The organism is Streptomyces sp. NPDC017529, from assembly GCF_044329785.1.
GTDB lineage: Bacteria > Actinomycetota > Actinomycetes > Streptomycetales > Streptomycetaceae > Streptomyces.
The window spans coordinates 13,780-29,814 of record NZ_JBIRJY010000014.1 but is presented as its reverse complement, the minus strand read 5'-3'; the positions used below and the strand labels follow the sequence as shown (position 1 = coordinate 29,814).

At 73.7% G+C, this 16,035-nt stretch carries 15 protein-coding genes; 4 read left to right on the top strand and 11 right to left on the bottom strand.

The annotated features are described in order from the left end of the window. Nucleotides 1-28 precede the first annotated feature (28 nt). The 3 genes from ACH4K4_RS28900 to ACH4K4_RS28890 all read right to left on the bottom strand — a co-directional run bounded on the left by ACH4K4_RS28900 (nucleotide 29) and on the right by ACH4K4_RS28890 (nucleotide 2,092). A complete protein-coding gene (locus ACH4K4_RS28900; RefSeq protein ID WP_398171362.1) occupies nucleotides 29-337 on the bottom strand; it encodes an AzlD domain-containing protein in 309 nt (102 codons plus the stop codon). Beyond that, a complete protein-coding gene (locus tag ACH4K4_RS28895) occupies nucleotides 334-1,122 on the bottom strand; it encodes an AzlC family ABC transporter permease (RefSeq protein WP_398171501.1) in 789 nt (262 codons plus the stop codon). The genes ACH4K4_RS28900 and ACH4K4_RS28895 overlap by 4 nt, the downstream gene beginning before the upstream one ends. Nucleotides 1,123-1,201: 79 nt before the next feature. Then, nucleotides 1,202-2,092, bottom strand: a complete 891-nt coding sequence (locus ACH4K4_RS28890) for an AraC family transcriptional regulator (RefSeq protein ID WP_398171361.1) — start codon at nucleotides 2,090-2,092, stop codon at nucleotides 1,202-1,204. A gap of 132 nt (nucleotides 2,093-2,224) precedes the next feature. On the opposite strand from ACH4K4_RS28890, the gene ACH4K4_RS28885 reads away from it, so the two are divergent. The 3 genes from ACH4K4_RS28885 (at nucleotide 2,225) to ACH4K4_RS28875 (ending at nucleotide 8,747) form a co-directional block, all read left to right on the top strand. Next, nucleotides 2,225-6,988 (top strand): ATP-dependent helicase, encoded by a 4,764-nt coding sequence (locus ACH4K4_RS28885; RefSeq protein ID WP_398171359.1) that lies wholly within the window; start codon nucleotides 2,225-2,227, stop codon nucleotides 6,986-6,988. A 64-nt stretch (nucleotides 6,989-7,052) separates the two neighbouring features. Beyond that, nucleotides 7,053-7,871, top strand: a complete 819-nt coding sequence (locus tag ACH4K4_RS28880) for an Fpg/Nei family DNA glycosylase (RefSeq protein ID WP_398171357.1) — start codon at nucleotides 7,053-7,055, stop codon at nucleotides 7,869-7,871. An 87-nt stretch (nucleotides 7,872-7,958) separates the two neighbouring features. After that, complete coding sequence (locus tag ACH4K4_RS28875; protein ID WP_398171356.1) at nucleotides 7,959-8,747, top strand: SDR family NAD(P)-dependent oxidoreductase; 789 nt, start codon at nucleotides 7,959-7,961, stop codon at nucleotides 8,745-8,747. Here ACH4K4_RS28875 and ACH4K4_RS28870 read toward each other — a convergent pair. Beyond that, a complete protein-coding gene (locus tag ACH4K4_RS28870; protein ID WP_398171355.1) occupies nucleotides 8,695-9,033 on the bottom strand; it encodes a hypothetical protein in 339 nt (112 codons plus the stop codon). The two genes, ACH4K4_RS28875 and ACH4K4_RS28870, sit on opposite strands and share 53 nt — an antisense overlap. Before the next feature lie 332 nt (nucleotides 9,034-9,365). Between ACH4K4_RS28870 and hemC the strand changes: the two genes are divergently transcribed. After that, nucleotides 9,366-10,343, top strand: a complete 978-nt coding sequence (gene hemC, locus ACH4K4_RS28865) for a hydroxymethylbilane synthase (protein ID WP_398171353.1) — start codon at nucleotides 9,366-9,368, stop codon at nucleotides 10,341-10,343. A gap of 112 nt (nucleotides 10,344-10,455) precedes the next feature. On the opposite strand, the gene ACH4K4_RS28860 is transcribed toward hemC, so the two are convergent. From ACH4K4_RS28860 to ACH4K4_RS28830, 7 genes are all read right to left on the bottom strand, one after another. Beyond that, entirely contained in the window at nucleotides 10,456-10,875 is a 420-nt protein-coding gene (locus ACH4K4_RS28860; RefSeq protein WP_398171352.1) for a PPOX class F420-dependent oxidoreductase, read from the bottom strand. A gap of 228 nt (nucleotides 10,876-11,103) precedes the next feature. Next, nucleotides 11,104-11,574: a DNA starvation/stationary phase protection protein gene (locus tag ACH4K4_RS28855; RefSeq protein WP_360138760.1), complete on the bottom strand. Its 471-nt coding sequence runs from the start codon at nucleotides 11,572-11,574 to the stop codon at nucleotides 11,104-11,106. A gap of 211 nt (nucleotides 11,575-11,785) precedes the next feature. Next, a complete protein-coding gene (locus ACH4K4_RS28850; RefSeq protein WP_030024638.1) occupies nucleotides 11,786-12,169 on the bottom strand; it encodes a helix-turn-helix domain-containing protein in 384 nt (127 codons plus the stop codon). 109 nt (nucleotides 12,170-12,278) lie between these two features. Next, entirely contained in the window at nucleotides 12,279-12,827 is a 549-nt protein-coding gene (locus ACH4K4_RS28845; RefSeq protein WP_398171350.1) for a CinA family protein, read from the bottom strand. 45 nt (nucleotides 12,828-12,872) lie between these two features. Further along, a complete protein-coding gene (gene pgsA, locus ACH4K4_RS28840; protein WP_398171348.1) occupies nucleotides 12,873-13,562 on the bottom strand; it encodes a CDP-diacylglycerol--glycerol-3-phosphate 3-phosphatidyltransferase in 690 nt (229 codons plus the stop codon). After that, entirely contained in the window at nucleotides 13,559-15,052 is a 1,494-nt protein-coding gene (rimO, locus tag ACH4K4_RS28835) for a 30S ribosomal protein S12 methylthiotransferase RimO (protein WP_398171346.1), read from the bottom strand. Before rimO ends, pgsA begins: the two co-directional genes overlap by 4 nt. Before the next feature lie 80 nt (nucleotides 15,053-15,132). After that, nucleotides 15,133-15,951 (bottom strand): RodZ domain-containing protein, encoded by an 819-nt coding sequence (locus tag ACH4K4_RS28830; protein WP_398171345.1) that lies wholly within the window; start codon nucleotides 15,949-15,951, stop codon nucleotides 15,133-15,135. Between the last annotated feature and the right edge of the window lie 84 nt (nucleotides 15,952-16,035).

The following is a 16,035-nucleotide window of genomic DNA, read 5'->3' as shown; positions in this document are numbered from 1 at the left end:
CCGCGCCTACAGGAGTCCTGCGCGGCCGTCACCCGCCCAGCGCCCGCACTCCCGCCGTAACCGCCACCGCGACCGCCACGACCAGCAGGAACGGCGCGCGCAGCAGCAACGCCACCACCGCGGCCCCGATGCCCGCCACCTTGGCGTCGACCAGGAGGTGCTGCCCGTCGCTGAAGGTCTCCTGCGCGGCGAGTGCGGCGAGCAGGGCCACCGGCAGCAGGGCGGAGAGGCGCTTGACGAGCGGCCGTTCCAGGGCGCCGGCCGGCACCAGGAGGCCGAGGTATTTCACCAGGTAGCAGCCCACGGCGGTGACGCCGATCGCGATCCACACGCTCATCGTGCGTCCGCCTCTCGTGCGTCGCCGTCCTGTGCTTCTCGTACGCCCGGCCGTCCCGTGTCCGGGGTACGCGTACGGGTCACGCGGCCCTCCAGGAAGAGCACGGCGGGCGCGGCCAGCGCCGCGACGAGCACCGGAACTCCCGCCGGCAGCAGCGGCATCGCGACCAGAAGGAGCACGATCGCGAGCCCCGCCGCGACCCGCTCCACCGGCTGCTTCAGCATGGGCGCGAGCAGCGCCACGAAGACCGCGGGGCCGGCCGCGTCCAGCCCCCAGGCGTCCGTGTCGCCGAGGGCCTCCGCCCCCATCGCGCCGGCGAGGGTGGTGAGGTTCCACAGGGCGTACAGGGACAGGCCGGTGACCGTGAAACCGAGGCGCGCGCTGCGCCGGTCCGGTTGGGCCAGGGCGACGGCCGAGGTCTCGTCGATGATCCAGTGGGCGGCGAACGGCCGGACCGCCGCCCGGTAGCCGAGGAGGCCGGACAGCCGCAGCCCGTAGAACGCGTTGCGGGTACCCAGGAAGAACGCCCCGGCCGCCGCGGTGAACGGATTGCCGCCCGCGGCCAGCGCGCCGACCAGCGCGAACTGCGAGGCCCCGGTGAACACCAGCAGGCTCAGCGCGCAGGATTGCAGCACTGTCAGGCCCGCGCCCGCCGAGGTCACTCCGAAGGCGAAGCCGGAGAGCCCGACGGCGACCCCGACGCCGAGCGCGTCCCTGACGACGGCGGAACCGGGCTTGCCCGCGGCGCGAAGCGGCTCACCTCCCGCTTCGCGCGCTGTTGTCAGTGGCTGCTCTGTGGGCTCTGTGGGCTGTATCTGCCCTGTTTGCTCTGTTTGCTCTGTCTGTTGTGGCACGCTTCGGACCCTAGGGAGGCGCGTCCCCCGCGGTCTTGTACGTTCTTGCGCCCGCCGCCCGCTCGCGCCGGTACGCGCCCGGCGGCACCCCCACGATCCGGGTGAAGTGCCGGTTCAGGTGCGGCTGGTCGGTGAAGCCGACGGCGACGGCCGCGTCCGCCGGCGCCGTACCGGCCTCCAGAAGGCGGCGGGCGCGGCGTACCCGGGCGTCCGTGAGCCAGGCGTGCGGCGGCATCCCGTACGCCTTCTTGAAGGCGCGGAGCAGGGCGAACGGGCTGGTGCCCAGCTCACGCGCCAGCTCCTCCAGGGTCGGCGGCGCCGTCAGCCGCGCTTCCAGGAGGGCCCTGGCGCGTCCGGCCGTGCGCGCCCCGGCCGCGGCGGGTGTACGCATCGGCAGCGGGCCGCCGTGCCGCCGCAGCAGCCGGGCGACCACGATCCGCAGCAGGCTGTCGGCGGCCAGCGCGTTGCCCTCCTCGGCCGCGCGGTGCACTCCGTGCACCAGGCGTACGGCCTCGGGGTCGTCGGCGACCGTCTCGGCGAACCCGGCGGTGCCGGTCAGGGTGGTCGTCTCGGCGGCGATATCGGCGACGAGCCGCGCGGAAGGGTAGAGCGTGGAGTACGCCCAGCCCTCCGGTGCGCCGGCCCGCGCGGTGTGCGGCACCTCGGGGTTGATCATGACGATGCCGCCGTGCCCGGCCTCCAGGACGCCGTCCGGCAGCCCGACCCGTTCGACGCCGCCGGTGACGCCGCCCAGGACGTAACCGTCGTGCGAGTGGCGGGGGAAGGCGTGCCGGACGTAGCGGGCGCGCAGCAGGTCCAGGCCCGGCAGCCCTGCGTACTGCCAGTGCCGGGCCCACTCCCCGCCCGCCCGTCCGGTGTCCTGCGCCCCCTGTTCGATCATGGCGTCATTGTGCTCCCGCGCGGCGGCCGACGGTCCGCGCGTCCAGTCGGCGGACGGGCCGACACCCGGCATCACCGCTGGTCAACGGCAGGTCACCGCCGATTGTCAGTGGTCCGTAGCACGATGGGGGGCATGGCCAAGGCAGCGCTCGACTCGTTCTCCCCCGCGACCCGCGACTGGTTCACGGGGGCGTTCCGCGCGCCCACCGCCGCGCAGGAGGGTGCCTGGCAGGCCATCGGCGAGGGCTCCGACGTGCTCGTGGTCGCGCCGACCGGCTCCGGCAAGACCCTGGCCGCCTTCCTCGCCTCGCTCGACCGGCTCGCGAGCGTGCCCCCGCCCGCCGAGCCGAAGAAGCGCTGCCGCGTGCTGTACGTGTCACCGCTCAAGGCCCTAGCGGTCGACGTCGAGCGCAATCTGCGCAGCCCGCTGACGGGCATCCGCCAGGAGTCCGTCCGCCTCGGGCTGCCCGAGCCCGACATCCGGGTGGCCATCCGCTCCGGCGACACCCCGGCCGCCGAGCGCCGTGCGATCGCCACCAAGCCGCCGGACATCCTCATCACGACCCCCGAGTCGCTGTTCCTGATGCTGACCTCCTCGGCCCGGGAGGCGCTGGAGGGCGTCGAGACGGTGATCGTGGACGAGGTGCACGCCGTCGCCGGCACGAAGCGCGGCGCCCACCTCGCGCTCTCCCTGGAGCGGCTCGACCGGCTGCTGCCGCGCCCGGCCCGCCGTATCGGCCTGTCGGCGACGGTGCGCCCGGTGGAGGAGGTCGCCCGCTATCTGTCGCCGCAGCGCCGGGTGGAGATCGTCCAGCCGCCGTCCGGCAAGGAGTTCGACCTGTCGGTCGTGGTCCCCGTCGAGGACCTGGGCGAGCTGGGCGGCTCCCCCGTCAAGGAGGGCGACACCGGCGAGAAGCCCTCCATCTGGCCGCATGTCGAGGAGAAAATCGCCGACCTCGTCCAGGCCCACCGCTCCACGATCGTCTTCGCCAACTCCCGGCGCCTCGCCGAGCGCCTGTGCAACCGGCTCAACGAGATCGCGTACGAGCGCGCCACCGGCGAGGCGCTGCCCGAGGACCACTCCCCCGCCGAGCTGATGGCCGAGGCGGGTGCCGCCAAGGGCGCGCCCGCGCTGCTGGCCCGCGCACACCACGGCTCCGTGTCCAAGGAGCAGCGCGCCCAGGTGGAGGAGGACCTCAAGGCGGGCCGGCTGCCCGCCGTGGTCGCCACGTCCAGCCTGGAGCTGGGCATCGACATGGGCGCAGTCGACCTGGTGGTCCAGGTGGAGTCCCCGCCGTCGGTCGCCTCCGGCCTCCAGCGGGTGGGCCGCGCGGGCCACCAGGTCGGCGCGGTCTCCCGGGGCGTGGTCTTCCCCAAGTACCGCGGCGACCTCGTCCAGGCCGCCGTGGTCACGGAGCGGATGCGGTCGGGTTCCATCGAGTCCCTGCGCGTCCCCGCCAACCCGCTGGACGTGCTGGCGCAGCAGCTCGTCGCGATGACCGCGATGGACACCTGGGACGTGACGGAGCTGCTGGCCCTGGTGCGCCGCGCGGCCTCCTTCGCGTCCCTGCCCGAGTCGGCGTTCAACGGCGTGCTGGACATGCTCGCGGGCCGCTATCCCTCCGACGCCTTCGCCGAGTTGCGGCCCCGCATCGTGTGGGACCGCGTGGCGCAGACGGTCACCGGGCGTCCCGGGGCGCAGCGGCTGGCCGTCACCTCCGGCGGCACGATCCCCGACCGCGGGCTGTTCGGGGTCTTCCTCGCCGGCGCCGACCCGAAGAAGGGCGGCGGCCGGGTCGGGGAGCTGGACGAGGAGATGGTCTACGAGTCCCGCGTCGGCGACGTCTTCACGCTCGGTACGACGTCCTGGCGCATCGAGGACATCACCCGTGACCGGGTGCTGGTCTCCCCCGCCCCCGGCGTGCCGGGACGGCTGCCCTTCTGGAAGGGCGACCAGCTGGGCCGCCCCCTCGAACTGGGCCGCGCGCTGGGCGCGTTCCTGCGCGAGATCGGCTCGCTCGCCCCGGAGGCCGCCCGCGAGCGGCTGTCCTCCGCCGGCCTGGACGACTGGGCGGCGGGCAACGTCCTCGCGTACCTCACCGAGCAGAAGCAGAGCTGCGGCCATGTGCCGGACGACCGCACCATCGTGGTCGAGCGCTTCCGTGACGAGCTGGGCGACTGGCGGGTGGTGGTCCACTCGCCGTTCGGCGCGCAGGTGCACGCTCCCTGGGCACTCGCCCTCGGCGCGCGCCTCGCCGAGCGGTACGGCATGGACGCGCAGGTCATGCACGCCGACGACGGCATCGTGCTGCGCCTGCCGGACGCGGACCTGATGGGCCTGGACCTGCTCGACAGCGACACCGGCGACTTCGACCCGGCGGCCCGCGGCATCGAGTACGACCCCGAGCAGTCCCCCGTCGGCGCCGCCGACGTCGTCTTCGACAAGGGCGAGGTCGACCGGGTGGTCACGGACCAAGTGGGCGGCTCGGCGCTGTTCGCCTCCCGGTTCCGCGAGTGCGCGGCCCGCGCCCTGCTGCTGCCCCGACGCACCCCCGGCAAGCGCACGCCCTTGTGGCAGCAGCGTCAGCGCGCCTCCCAGCTCCTCCAGGTGGCGGGCGAGTTCGGTTCCTTCCCGATCGTCCTGGAGGCCGTCCGCGAGTGCCTCCAGGACGTCTTCGACGTGCCCGGCCTCACGGAGCTGATGGGCGACGTGGAGGCCCGCCGGGTCCGCCTCGTCGAGGTCACCACCCCGGAGCCGTCCCCCTTCGCGCGTTCCCTGCTGTTCGGCTACGTCGCCCAGTTCCTGTACGAGGGCGACTCCCCGCTCGCCGAGCGCCGGGCCGCCGCCCTCTCCCTGGACTCCCGGCTGCTCGCCGAGCTGCTCGGCCAAGCCGAACTGCGCGAGCTGCTCGACGCCGACGTGCTGGCCGAGCTGGAGGACGAACTCCAGTGGCGCACGGAGGACCGCCGTGTCAAGGACACCGAGGGCGTCGCCGACCTGCTGCGCATGCTCGGCCCGCTCACCGACGAGGAGCTGGCCGAGCGCGGCGCCGAGTCAGGGTGGGTCCGGGAGCTGGCGTCGGCCCGCCGGGCCATCACGGTGCGGATCGCCGGCCGGGACCACTGGGCCGCGATCGAGGACGCGGGCCGGCTGCGCGACGCCCTGGGCACGGCCCTGCCTGTGGGCGTACCCGAGTCGTTCACCGAGCCCGTCAAGGACCCGCTCGGCGATCTCCTGTCCCGCTACGCCCGTACGCACGGCCCGTTCACCTCCGACCAGGCCGCCGCCCGCTTCGGCCTCGGCACGGCCGTCACGGACGGCGCCCTGCACCGCCTGGCCGCGGCCGGCCGCGTCGTACAAGGCGAATTCCACCCCTCCGGCATCGGCCAGGAATGGTGCGACGCCCAGGTGCTGCGCCGCCTGCGCCGCCGGTCCCTGGCCGCGCTGCGGCACGAGCTGGAGCCCGTGCCGCCCGCCGCGCTGGCGTCCTTCCTCCCGCAGTGGCAGCAGGCGGGCCCCCTGCTGCCCCCGGCACAGCACGGCGCGGGGGCGCGGCGCGGCGGGTCGTACAGCCTGCGCGGCATCGACGGCCTGGTGCGCGCCGTCGAGCAGTTGCAGGGCGCCGCCGTGCCCGCCTCCGCCCTCGAAAAGCTGGTCCTGCCGTCCCGGGTCGGCGACTACGCCCCGGCGATGCTCGACGAGCTGACGTCCACCGGCGAAGTGCTGTGGGCCGGCGCGGGCGCGCTCCCCGGCAAGGACGGCTGGGTGTCCCTGTACCTCGCCGACACCGCCCCGCTGCTCCTGCCGCCACCGCACCCGCTGGAGCTGTCCCCCCTGCACCACTCCGTCCTCCAGGCCCTCGCCCCCGGCTACGGCCTCTTCTTCCGCCAGCTCGCCGACCAGGTCCGCGCCACCACCCACCCCGAGTGCACGGACCCCCAACTGGCCGACGTCCTGTGGGAGCTGGCCTGGTCGGGCCGTCTCACCAACGACACCCTCGCCCCGCTCCGCGCGCTCCTCGGCTCGGGCCGCACGTCCGGTTCCACCGCCCACCGGGCCAAGCGCGCCGCCCCCCGCGGCCGGTACGGCACCCTGTCCGCCGCCACCGGCCGTACGGGCCGCCCCACCGCCTCCCGCTCCGGCCCGCCGACCGTCGCCGGACGCTGGTCCCTGCTCCCCGACGCGGAACCGGACCCCACCCACCGCGCCCACGCCCTGGCCCGCACGCTCCTGGACCGCCACGGCGTCGTCACCCGCGGCGCCGTCGCCGCCGAGGGCGTCGAGGGCGGGTTCTCCGCCGCGTACCGGGTCCTGGCCGCCTTCGAGGAGACCGGCCAGGCCCGGCGCGGCTATGTGGTCGAGGGGCTGGGCGCCGCGCAGTTCGCGATGGACGGCGCGGTCGACCGGCTGCGCGCGGTCAACACCAGCCGGGAGCGCACCGCCGACGAGTACCCCCGGGAAGCTGCGGGAGGCCACCGTACGACCGGGCCGCGGCGGGCACTGGTGCTGGCCGCCGCCGACCCGGCGAACGCGTACGGTGCCGCCCTGTCCTGGCCCGAGCCGCCCGACGGCTCGACGCACAAACCGGGCCGCAAGGCGGGCTCGCTCGTCGTCCTCGTCGACGGCGAGCTGACGCTCTACATGGAGCGCGGCGGCAAGACGCTGCTGGCCTGGACGCAGTCCGCGCCGGACGCCGCGCCCGACAGCGGCTCACCGGCCGGCACCCGCCTCCGGCTCGCCCTCGAAGCCCTCACCGACGCCGCCCGCGCGGGCGCCCTCGGCACGATCACCGTGGAGCGCGTGAACGGCACCGCCGCCCTCACCGCCCCGCTCGCACCCGCCCTGGAGGAATCCGGCTTCCACCCCACCCCGCGCGGCTTCCGCCTCCGCCCCTGACCCCGCAGGGCGGCGCCCACCCCGCAACCGACTCCCCCGCCCCCGCACCCGGCACAATGGCCCCATGCCCGAAGGCGACACCGTCTGGCGCACCGCCCGCCGTCTGCACGAAGCGCTGGCCGGTAAGCCACTGACCCGATGCGACCTGCGCGTGCCGAAGCTCGCCACCACCGACCTGTCCGGCCGTACGGTCCTGGAAGTGGTACCGCGCGGCAAGCACCTGCTCACCCGCGTCACGGGCGGCCTGACCCTCCACTCGCACCTGCGCATGGACGGCGCTTGGAAGATCTACGCGCCGGCCGAACGCTGGCGCGGCGGCCCCGCCCACCAGATCCGCGCGGTCCTCGCCACCGCCGACCGCACCGCCGTCGGCTACCGCCTCCCCGTCCTCGAACTCCTGCGCACCGCCGACGAGGCGGACGCCGTCGGCCACCTGGGACCCGACCTGCTGGGCCCCGACTGGGACCCGGCCGAGGCCCTGCGCCGCCTGCTCGCCGACCCGGACCGCACCCTCGGCGAAGCCCTGCTCGACCAGCGCAACCTGGCGGGCATCGGCAACGTCTTCAAGTGCGAGCTGTGCTTCCTGCTCCGCGCCTCGCCCTGGCTGCCCATCGGCCGCCTGCCCGCCCCGGAGCGCGCGACCGCCCTCGCCAAGAAGCTCCTGGAAGCCAACAAGGACCGGCTCGCCCGCGTCACGACGCCGAGCGCCCGCCCGGACCGCCGCCAGTGGGTCTACGGCCGCGCCGGCCGCCCCTGCTTCCGCTGCGGCACACCGATCCGTACCGGAGAACAGGGCCCGGCCGCCCAGGAGCGCGTCACCTTCTGGTGCCCCGCCTGCCAACCGGACGACGTCGCCCCGCCGCCGGGCGGCCGCACCCCGTAACGGCCGCGGCCCGCACCCGCCGCCCCGTAAGGCCCTTGACGCGCAGGCTAATTGACGACCCATCAGTTATCGACGTACGGTCCCGCCATGCCCTCCAAGGCCCGCCTCCCGGCGTACGACCTCACCGGCCGCACCGCGATCGTCACCGGAGCCGCCGGCGGCATCGGCCGCGCCACGGCCGTTCTCCTCGCCGAGGCCGGGGCCACCGTGCACTGCGCCGACCGCGACGAGCCCGGCGCCCGCGCGGCCGCCCAGGAGATCTCCGCGGCAGGCGGCTGCGCCCGCCCGTACCCCCTCGACGTCACCGACCGCGCCCAGGTAGCCGCCCTGGTCACCGACGCCGTCCGGGTCACCGGGCGCCTGGACGTGCTGGCCGCCATCGCCGGCATCATGCACACCGCCCCGGTCCTGGAGACCGACGACGCCGACCTCGACCGCGTCTGGGACACCAACTTCAAGGGCGTGCTCCACTGCTGCCGGGAGGCCGCCCGCGCCATGATCGCCGCGGGCACCGGGGGATCCATCGTCACCATGGCGTCCGGCGCCGTCGACACCGGCGCCCCCGGCCTGCTCTGCTACGGCGTCGCCAAGGCCGCCGTCGTCCAGCTCACCAAGACCCTCGCCACCGAGACCGGGCGGCACGGCATCCGCGTCAACGCCGTCGCACCGGGCTGGGTCCGCACGCCCATGACCGCCCGGCGCACGGCCGGGGAACGGCAGGACGCCGAAAGTGCCATGATCCGCAGAACTCCCCTGGGCCGGGTGGGTGAGGCCGCCGACGTCGCCCACGCCGTCCTGCATTTGGCCTCGGACGCCTCCGCCTTCACGACCGGCCAGATCCTCCGCCCCAACGGCGGCGTCGCCATGCCCTGGTGACGCCGTCCCGCAGCACGTCCTCGGCGCGCCCCAGAACCCGCCCGAGGGCTCCGCCGTCCCGGTGCCTGCCGCCGGCCCGCCCGCGCTCCGCCCGCGGCACGCAGTGCACCGGCAACAGGCTCAGCCCCCACCCCCCCGCCGCCACCGCCCCCTCGACGATCCCGGGCGTACCGGGCCACAGCGTCAGCCGCAGTACCGCCCACCACCACAAGCCCCCGAAAGCGGCCCCGGCCACCAGCCGGGCCGGGGATATGCCGGACCGGGCAAAGAACGCGTGCCAGTTCATGGCTGCCTCCTCCGGTCGACGCTAGACGGGCGCAGCCGTCCAGCGGGAGGGCGCACCGGGGCACAACCGGCGCGAACGAACCGACGGGGCCTGCTCGTCCCGGCCCGTCCTCACTGATCTCCACTGATCTCTGTCTTCCCGGCATTTTCGCCCGGCTCCGCACGCGCCGCATCCAGACCGCCCGCACCGGCTGCCTTCCGGACCCGGCGCGCGGACCGTTCCGGCTCCGGCCCGTACCTCCCCGGTCCGCCGTTCGCCTTCTCATACGCTGCACTGAGTGATCACCGCCCCGACGGCAGGCACAGCTGGCATCCACTGAACGGAGACCGTCCGTGAGCGCCGATTCCCCCGCCCGCGAGCTGCGCATCGGAACCCGTACGAGCCCGATGGCCCTCGCCCAGACCGCCCACGTCGCGCAGCTGCTGCACCGGCTGGACCCGGCGCTGCGGATCGAGACCGTCCCGGTGCAGACCGAGGCCGATCTCTGGCACGGCGACCTGTCCGGCACCGGGGGCAAGGGACTGTTCGTCAAGGCCATCGACGCCCGGCTGCAGAACGGCGAGATCGACCTCGCCCTGCACTGCCTCAAGGACGTGCCCGGCGACGTTCCGCTGCGCGAGGGCCTGGTCGTCGCCGCCCATCTGGAGCGCGCCGACGTCCGGGACGCCCTGGTCGTGCCCGAACACTCGACGGCCGGCGGCCTCGACGACCTCCCGCCCGGTGCCCGGGTCGGCACCGCCTCCGTACGCCGCCGGGCCCAGCTCCTGCGCGCCCGACCCGACCTGCGGATCGTTCCCGTACGCGGCGCCGTCGGCACCCGGCTGGACCTTCTGGACGGCAAGCGGGAGGACGCCGGTCCCGGGCTGGACGCCCTGGTTCTGGCGGCGGCCGGGCTGCACCGGCTCGGCCTGGCCCACCGGATGGTGCAGGTCTTCGAAACCGACGCGCTGCTGCCCGCCGTCGGTGCCGGTGTCCTGTCCCTGGAGTGCCGCCGTCACGACACCGCCGTCGCCGCTCTGCTGGAACAGCTCAACCACGAGCCCACCCTCACCGAGGCGACCGCCGAGCGCGTCATGCTTCAGGGCCTGCGGGGCCACTGCAACAGCCCCATCGCCGGGTACTGCGTCACCGGCCCCGGCGGGCAGCTCTCCCTGCGCGGCAGGGTCTTCTCTCCGGACGGCACGGCCTTCGCCCAGGTGCACCTGCGCAGCGACCCGCCGCACGATCCGGCTGCCCTGGGCGCACATGCCGCCACCGAACTCCTCACCCAGGGCGCCCGCGCTCTGATCGACACCGGGACACCCCTGTGAAACTGTGCAACGGCAGCCGTTCAGCCGGGCGGTCGATCACGGACGGCCTGTCCCCGGCGGTGCCGCCGGGGACAGGCCGTCCGTTCCCGTCCCGCCGCCCCTCAGGCCGCCGTCACCCGGCCTGGCTGCTGTCCTTGTGGGAGCCCCAGCCGTGCCAGCGGTCGATCTCGATCCAGGCACTGACCCGCCCGCGGTCGCGCTGCGGGTACCGGTCGCCCGTGTAGTGGCGGGCCAGCCGGTCGATGTCCGACAGGTCCCGGTCCTCGCGGAACTCGGTGACCCGGCCGATGATGCTGATGTGGGTGTACCAGCTGTCCTTGTCGAGAACGCTGATCGTCACCCGGGGGTCGTTGCGCAGGTGCTGCAGCCGCTTGCGGCCCTCGTCCATGTTGACCAGCACGCGGCCGTCGTCCCAGAGGTACCAGGTGGCCGTGGAGACCGGCTGCCCGTCCGACCGCAGGGTCGTGATGACGGACGGGTTCGCCTCCCTCAGCATCGCGACCGCCTCTTGCGGCAGCGGGGGTTTCGACATGACGGACACTCCTCCATACGTAGCGGATCTGTCGTTCGGGTCTATCACCATGATCGTCCGCTGCCCCGTCGCGGGGTCACCGCCACGCCACCCGGCGCCCCGCGAACCGGCCGCGGACCGTTCCCCACGGCGGCAGCCGAACCGCCGACGCCCCCCTGACCACGATCAGGGGGGCGTCTCTTCTCTTCCCGCGCCCGGGGTCGCACGGCCCGCGAGGCCGCGGCCGGCTCAGGCGGACTCGGCCTGGAACATCCAGTGGTGCTTCTCCAGGTCGGCGGTCAGACCGATGAGGATGTCCTGGGAGACCGGGTCGGGCTCGTCCGTGACGCGGATGCGCTCGCGCATCCGGGCGATGATGGCGCCGAGCGCGTCGGTCACGACGCGTACGACCTCCGCGTCCTTGATCCAGCCGTCCTGGACCGTGTCGATGCCGCTGGTCTTCGCCACCGTCTCGGCCCGGCCGTCCGGGGACACGCCGATCGCCGAGGCGCGCTCCGCGACCGTGTCGGCGTACGCGCGGGCGGTGTCCACGACATCGTCGAGCTGGAGATGTACGGACCTGAAGCGCGGGCCGATGATGTTCCAGTGGACCTGCTTCGCCACGAGCGAGAGATCCACCAGGTCGACGAGGGCTCCCTGCAGTGCGTCCCCGACGACCTTGCGGTCGTCGTCGGACAGCGTGCTCTTGACGACAGACATCCATTTACTCCTTTTCAGGCGAAAGATTCTGCTTCGCCCATCGTACAAACGATTGTTCCTGTCTGTACGGATCGGGTACCCGCGTCAGCCGCAGTAATGCACGGCGGCCTGCCGGTTCCTCCCGGGACAGCACCGAGCCCCGCCCGGCTGCTGCCGGACGGGGCTCGGGGAAGTCTGTGGGGCGCTCTCGCTCGGCGCCGGGGCCGCGGGCTCAGGCCGCGACGACGTCGACGGCCTCCGCGGGCGCCTTGATCGTCACACGGTCCTCTGGGACCCCGGCAAGCGAGGTCACGGACACCGAGTTGAGCTTCGGACGGACCGGTGCGGGCACCGGGTCGCTCGCGGCCGCGGACCGCGCCAGCTCGGCGAGGGCCAGCTCGTCGCTGACCTCCCGCATCAGTTCGGACATGCGCACGTCCAGCGCGTCGCAGATCGCCGAGAGCAGTTCGGAAGAGGCTTCCTTCTGCCCCCGCTCGACCTCGGACAAGTAACCGAGCGACACCCGGGCGGAGGAGGAGACCTCGCGCAGGGTGCGGCCCTGGCGCTGACGCTGTCGGCGCAGCACGTCACCCAGCAGGCGACGAAGCAGAATCATCGCTGGCTCCCTCCTCGGACCTCGGATCCGGATCCTTCTCGCCCCACCGTACCGCCTCGGGCCTCGGCCGTGCGGGGCGCGAGTTCGTGTTCACTCAGGGCTGTAAACATCAAAATTCCCCCCGTTGTTCCGTATCCTGTGCCGCCGCATTCTCTGTCAGTTCGCTCACCAGCAGCCGGAGCGCCGCCACGACCGTGTCCCGGCGGATCCGCTCGCGGTCGCCGTCCAGCGCGAGGCGCAGCACGGCGCCCGCACCGCCGGGCCCCGCGGCCGCGACGAATACGGTGCCGACGGGCTGTCCGTCCTGGGGATCGGGGCCGGCGACCCCTGTAGTGGCGATACCCCAGTGCGCGCCCAGCACACGCCTTACACCATGGGCCATCTGCCGGGCAACTTCCCCGTCCACGGCCCCACGGGCGTCGAGCAGCGGGCCGTCCACGCCCAGAACGTCCCGTTTGAGCTGCGTCGCGTACGCCGTCACCGAGCCGCGGAAGGCCCGTGAGGCTCCGGGTACCCCGGTGAGCGCCCCCGCTACCAGCCCACCCGTCAGGGATTCGGCCACCGCCAGGCTCTGCCCGCGCGCCACCAGCGCGTCGAGCGCCCGCGCGGCCGTGCCCAGGGCCGCGGAGGCCGCCTCCGTACCGGCTTCAGCGTGCATTTCCGCAGCCACTTCGGAAGGTCGCCCCGGCGGCCGTCACCGGTCTCACCGTGCGGACTCCCCCTCGCCGCGCGCCTCGGCGGCCGTCCTGGCCCGCTCCTCGGCCTGAACGGCCCGTGCCTCGGCCAGCCCGGCCCGCCGTAGGACGATCGCCTGCTGTACGTAGTCCAGCCCGGTCACGACGGTCAGCACCACGGCCACCGCCATCACCCACCACCGGAACGTCGCCAGCGGCCCGGACAGCACGAGTACGTACATGCCCACCGCAGTACCCTGCGCGAGCGTCTTCAGCTTCCCGCCGCGGCTCGCGGGAATGACACCGTGCCTGATCACCCAGAAGCGCATCAGCGTGATGCCCAGCTCCCGGAAGAGGATGACGCCCGTCACCCACCAGGGGAGGTCGTCCAGGACGGACAGGCAGATCAGCGCCGCGCCCATGATCGCTTTGTCCGCGATCGGGTCGGCGATCTTCCCGAAGTCCGTGACGAGGTTGTACTGGCGCGCCAGATGGCCGTCGAACAGGTCGGTGATCATGGCGATGGCGAAGGCCGCCCAGGCGAACGAGCGCCAGGCCGGGTCGTAGCCGTCGCCGTGCATCAGCAGCAGCACGAAGGCCGGTATAAGCAGCAGCCGCACCATCGTCAGGACGTTGGCGATGTTCCACAGCCCGGCCGTCCGGACGGCCGGCGCAGGGCGCTGGTGCCCACCGGCCGCGGAAGCCGGGACTCCGGTCATCTGCCCGCCTCCTCAGAACACGGTGCGTCGTCCACCGACACCACCTCGGCCACCAGGTCGACGCCTTCACTGGCCACGACCTTTGCTTCGACCATACGACCCGGCGCAAGGCCGGCGGAGGTCCGCAGCAAAGTGACACCGTCGGTCTCGGGCGCCTGGTGAGCGGCCCGGCCCACGACACCGTCCTCCTCGTCGACGCTGTCCACCAGCACCGTGAGGGTCTCGCCGAGCCGCTCCTCGGCGCGCTGCGCGGTCAGCTCCTCGGCCAGCCGCGAGATGCGCGCGAGCCGCTCGGCGACCTCCTCGGGGTCCACCTTGCTCTCGTACGTGGCGGCCTCGGTGCCGTCCTCGTCCGAGTAGCCGAACACGCCGATCGCGTCCAGCCGGGCCCCGGTCAGGAAGCGCTCCAGCTCGGCGACGTCGTCCTCGGTCTCGCCGGGGAAGCCGACGATGAAGTTCGAGCGGGCGCCGGCCTGCGGCGCCTTCGTACGGATCTGCTCCAGCAGCTCCAGGAAGCGGTCGGTGTCGCCGAAGCGCCGCATCGCGCGCAGCACACCTGGCGCCGAGTGCTGGAAGGACAGGTCGAAGTACGGCGCGACCTTCTCCGTCTGCGTCAGCACGTCGATCAGGCCGGGGCGCATCTCGGCGGGCTGCAGGTAGCTGACCCGGATCCGCTCCAGTCCTTCGACGGCCGCCAGCTCCGGCAGCAGCGTCTCCAGCAGGCGGATGTCGCCCAGGTCCTTGCCGTAGGAGGTGTTGTTCTCGGAGACCAGCATGATCTCCTTCACACCCTGTTCCGCGAGCCAGCGCGTCTCCCCGAGCACGTCGGAGGGCCGGCGCGAGATGAAGGAGCCGCGGAAGGACGGGATGGCGCAGAAGGAGCAGCGCCGGTCGCAGCCGGACGCCAGCTTCACGGAGGCCACCGGGCTGGTGCCCAGGCGGCGCCGCAGCGGCGCGCGGGGCCCCGAGGCGGGCGCCACGCCTTCGGGCAGGTCGGCGGGGGCCGGGGCCGGCTCCGTCGCGCCGTGTCCCGGCAGTGCGACGCCCGCGGCGTCCTGCCGCTCGGCCGGGCTGATCGGCAGCAGCTTGCGGCGGTCGCGCGGGGTGTGCGACGCGTGCACGCCGCCGGAGAGGATGGTCCGCAGCCGGTCGGAGATGTCGCTGTAGTCGTCGAAGCCGAGCACGCCGTCGGCCTCGGGCAGCGCCTCGGCCAGCTCCTTGCCGTACCGCTCGGCCATGCAGCCGACGGCCACGACGGCCTGGGTGCGGCCGTGGTCCTTCAGATCGTTGGCTTCGAGCAGGGCATCGACGGAATCCTTCTTGGCGGCCTCGACGAATCCACAGGTGTTGACGACGGCGACATCGGCATCGGCGGCTTCCTCGACGAGGTCCCAGCCGTCCGCTGCCAGGCGGCCTGCGAGCTCCTCCGAGTCCACCTCGTTACGGGCGCAGCCAAGAGTGACAAGGGCGACGGTACGGCGTTCGGGCATGGAGTCAGCCTACTTTGTCCCGGCAACCTCCATCGCTGCCAGGGTTGCCCCGTCCGCCCGGCGCCCCGGGCCCGGCCTGATCAGCCCGCCTGCGGGCCCGCCGAGTAGCTCAGGCGCTCGACCGCTCCCTTGTCGCCCACCTTCTCGACCTCCTTGCCGTTGACGAACAGCTGTACGGCGCCGGCGTTGCCCACGACCAGGTCGATCCGCTTCTTGTCCGTGAAGGTCTTCGACTCGCCCTTCTTGAGCAGGCCGTCCTCCAGCAGGCGTCCGTTGGAGTCCTTGGCGGAGATCCAGCTCTGCCCGTCCTTCGCGGTGATCTTGACGGTGACCCGGTCCTTCGGCACGCCCGCGACGGCGCTCTCCGAGGGGGCGGGGCCCGGCACGGTGGTGGGCTTGCTCGCCTTGCCCGGCTTGCCCGCGTGCTGGGACTTCGACGGCTGCACCGGGGCCGCCGTGTTGTCGCCCTCGGCGACCGCGTTCCCCTTGCCGCCGCCGCTGAAGAGGGTGAAACCCACGAATGCGACGACCGCGACGATGGCCGCGACCATCGCCGCCGTCCAGTTCGGGCGGCCCCGCTCGGGCCGGATGCGCTCGGCCTCGAAGAGCGGCGCCGCGGGGGTCGGCTCGGGGCGCCCGCCGCGGTCCCCGTCGAACCGCGCGATCAGCGGACCGGGGTCGAGGCCGACGGCGCGCGCGAGCGTCCGGATGTGCCCCCGTGCGTAGACGTCGCCGCCGCAGCGCGAGAAGTCGTCCTGTTCGATGCCCTGCACGATGGGCACGCGCACCCGCGTGGTGGTACTGACCTCGTCGACGGTCAGTCCTGCGTCGATGCGGGCCTGCTGGATGGCGCGGCCGATGGAGGGCCGGTCGTCTTCGGAGGAGTTGCCGATGGACACGGGGGCGCCTTTCGAGCGTGAGCCACCTGCTGGGGGTTCAGTCTAGGGGTGTACCGAAAGGGTCGGGCAAGCGGAAGAGCGGAC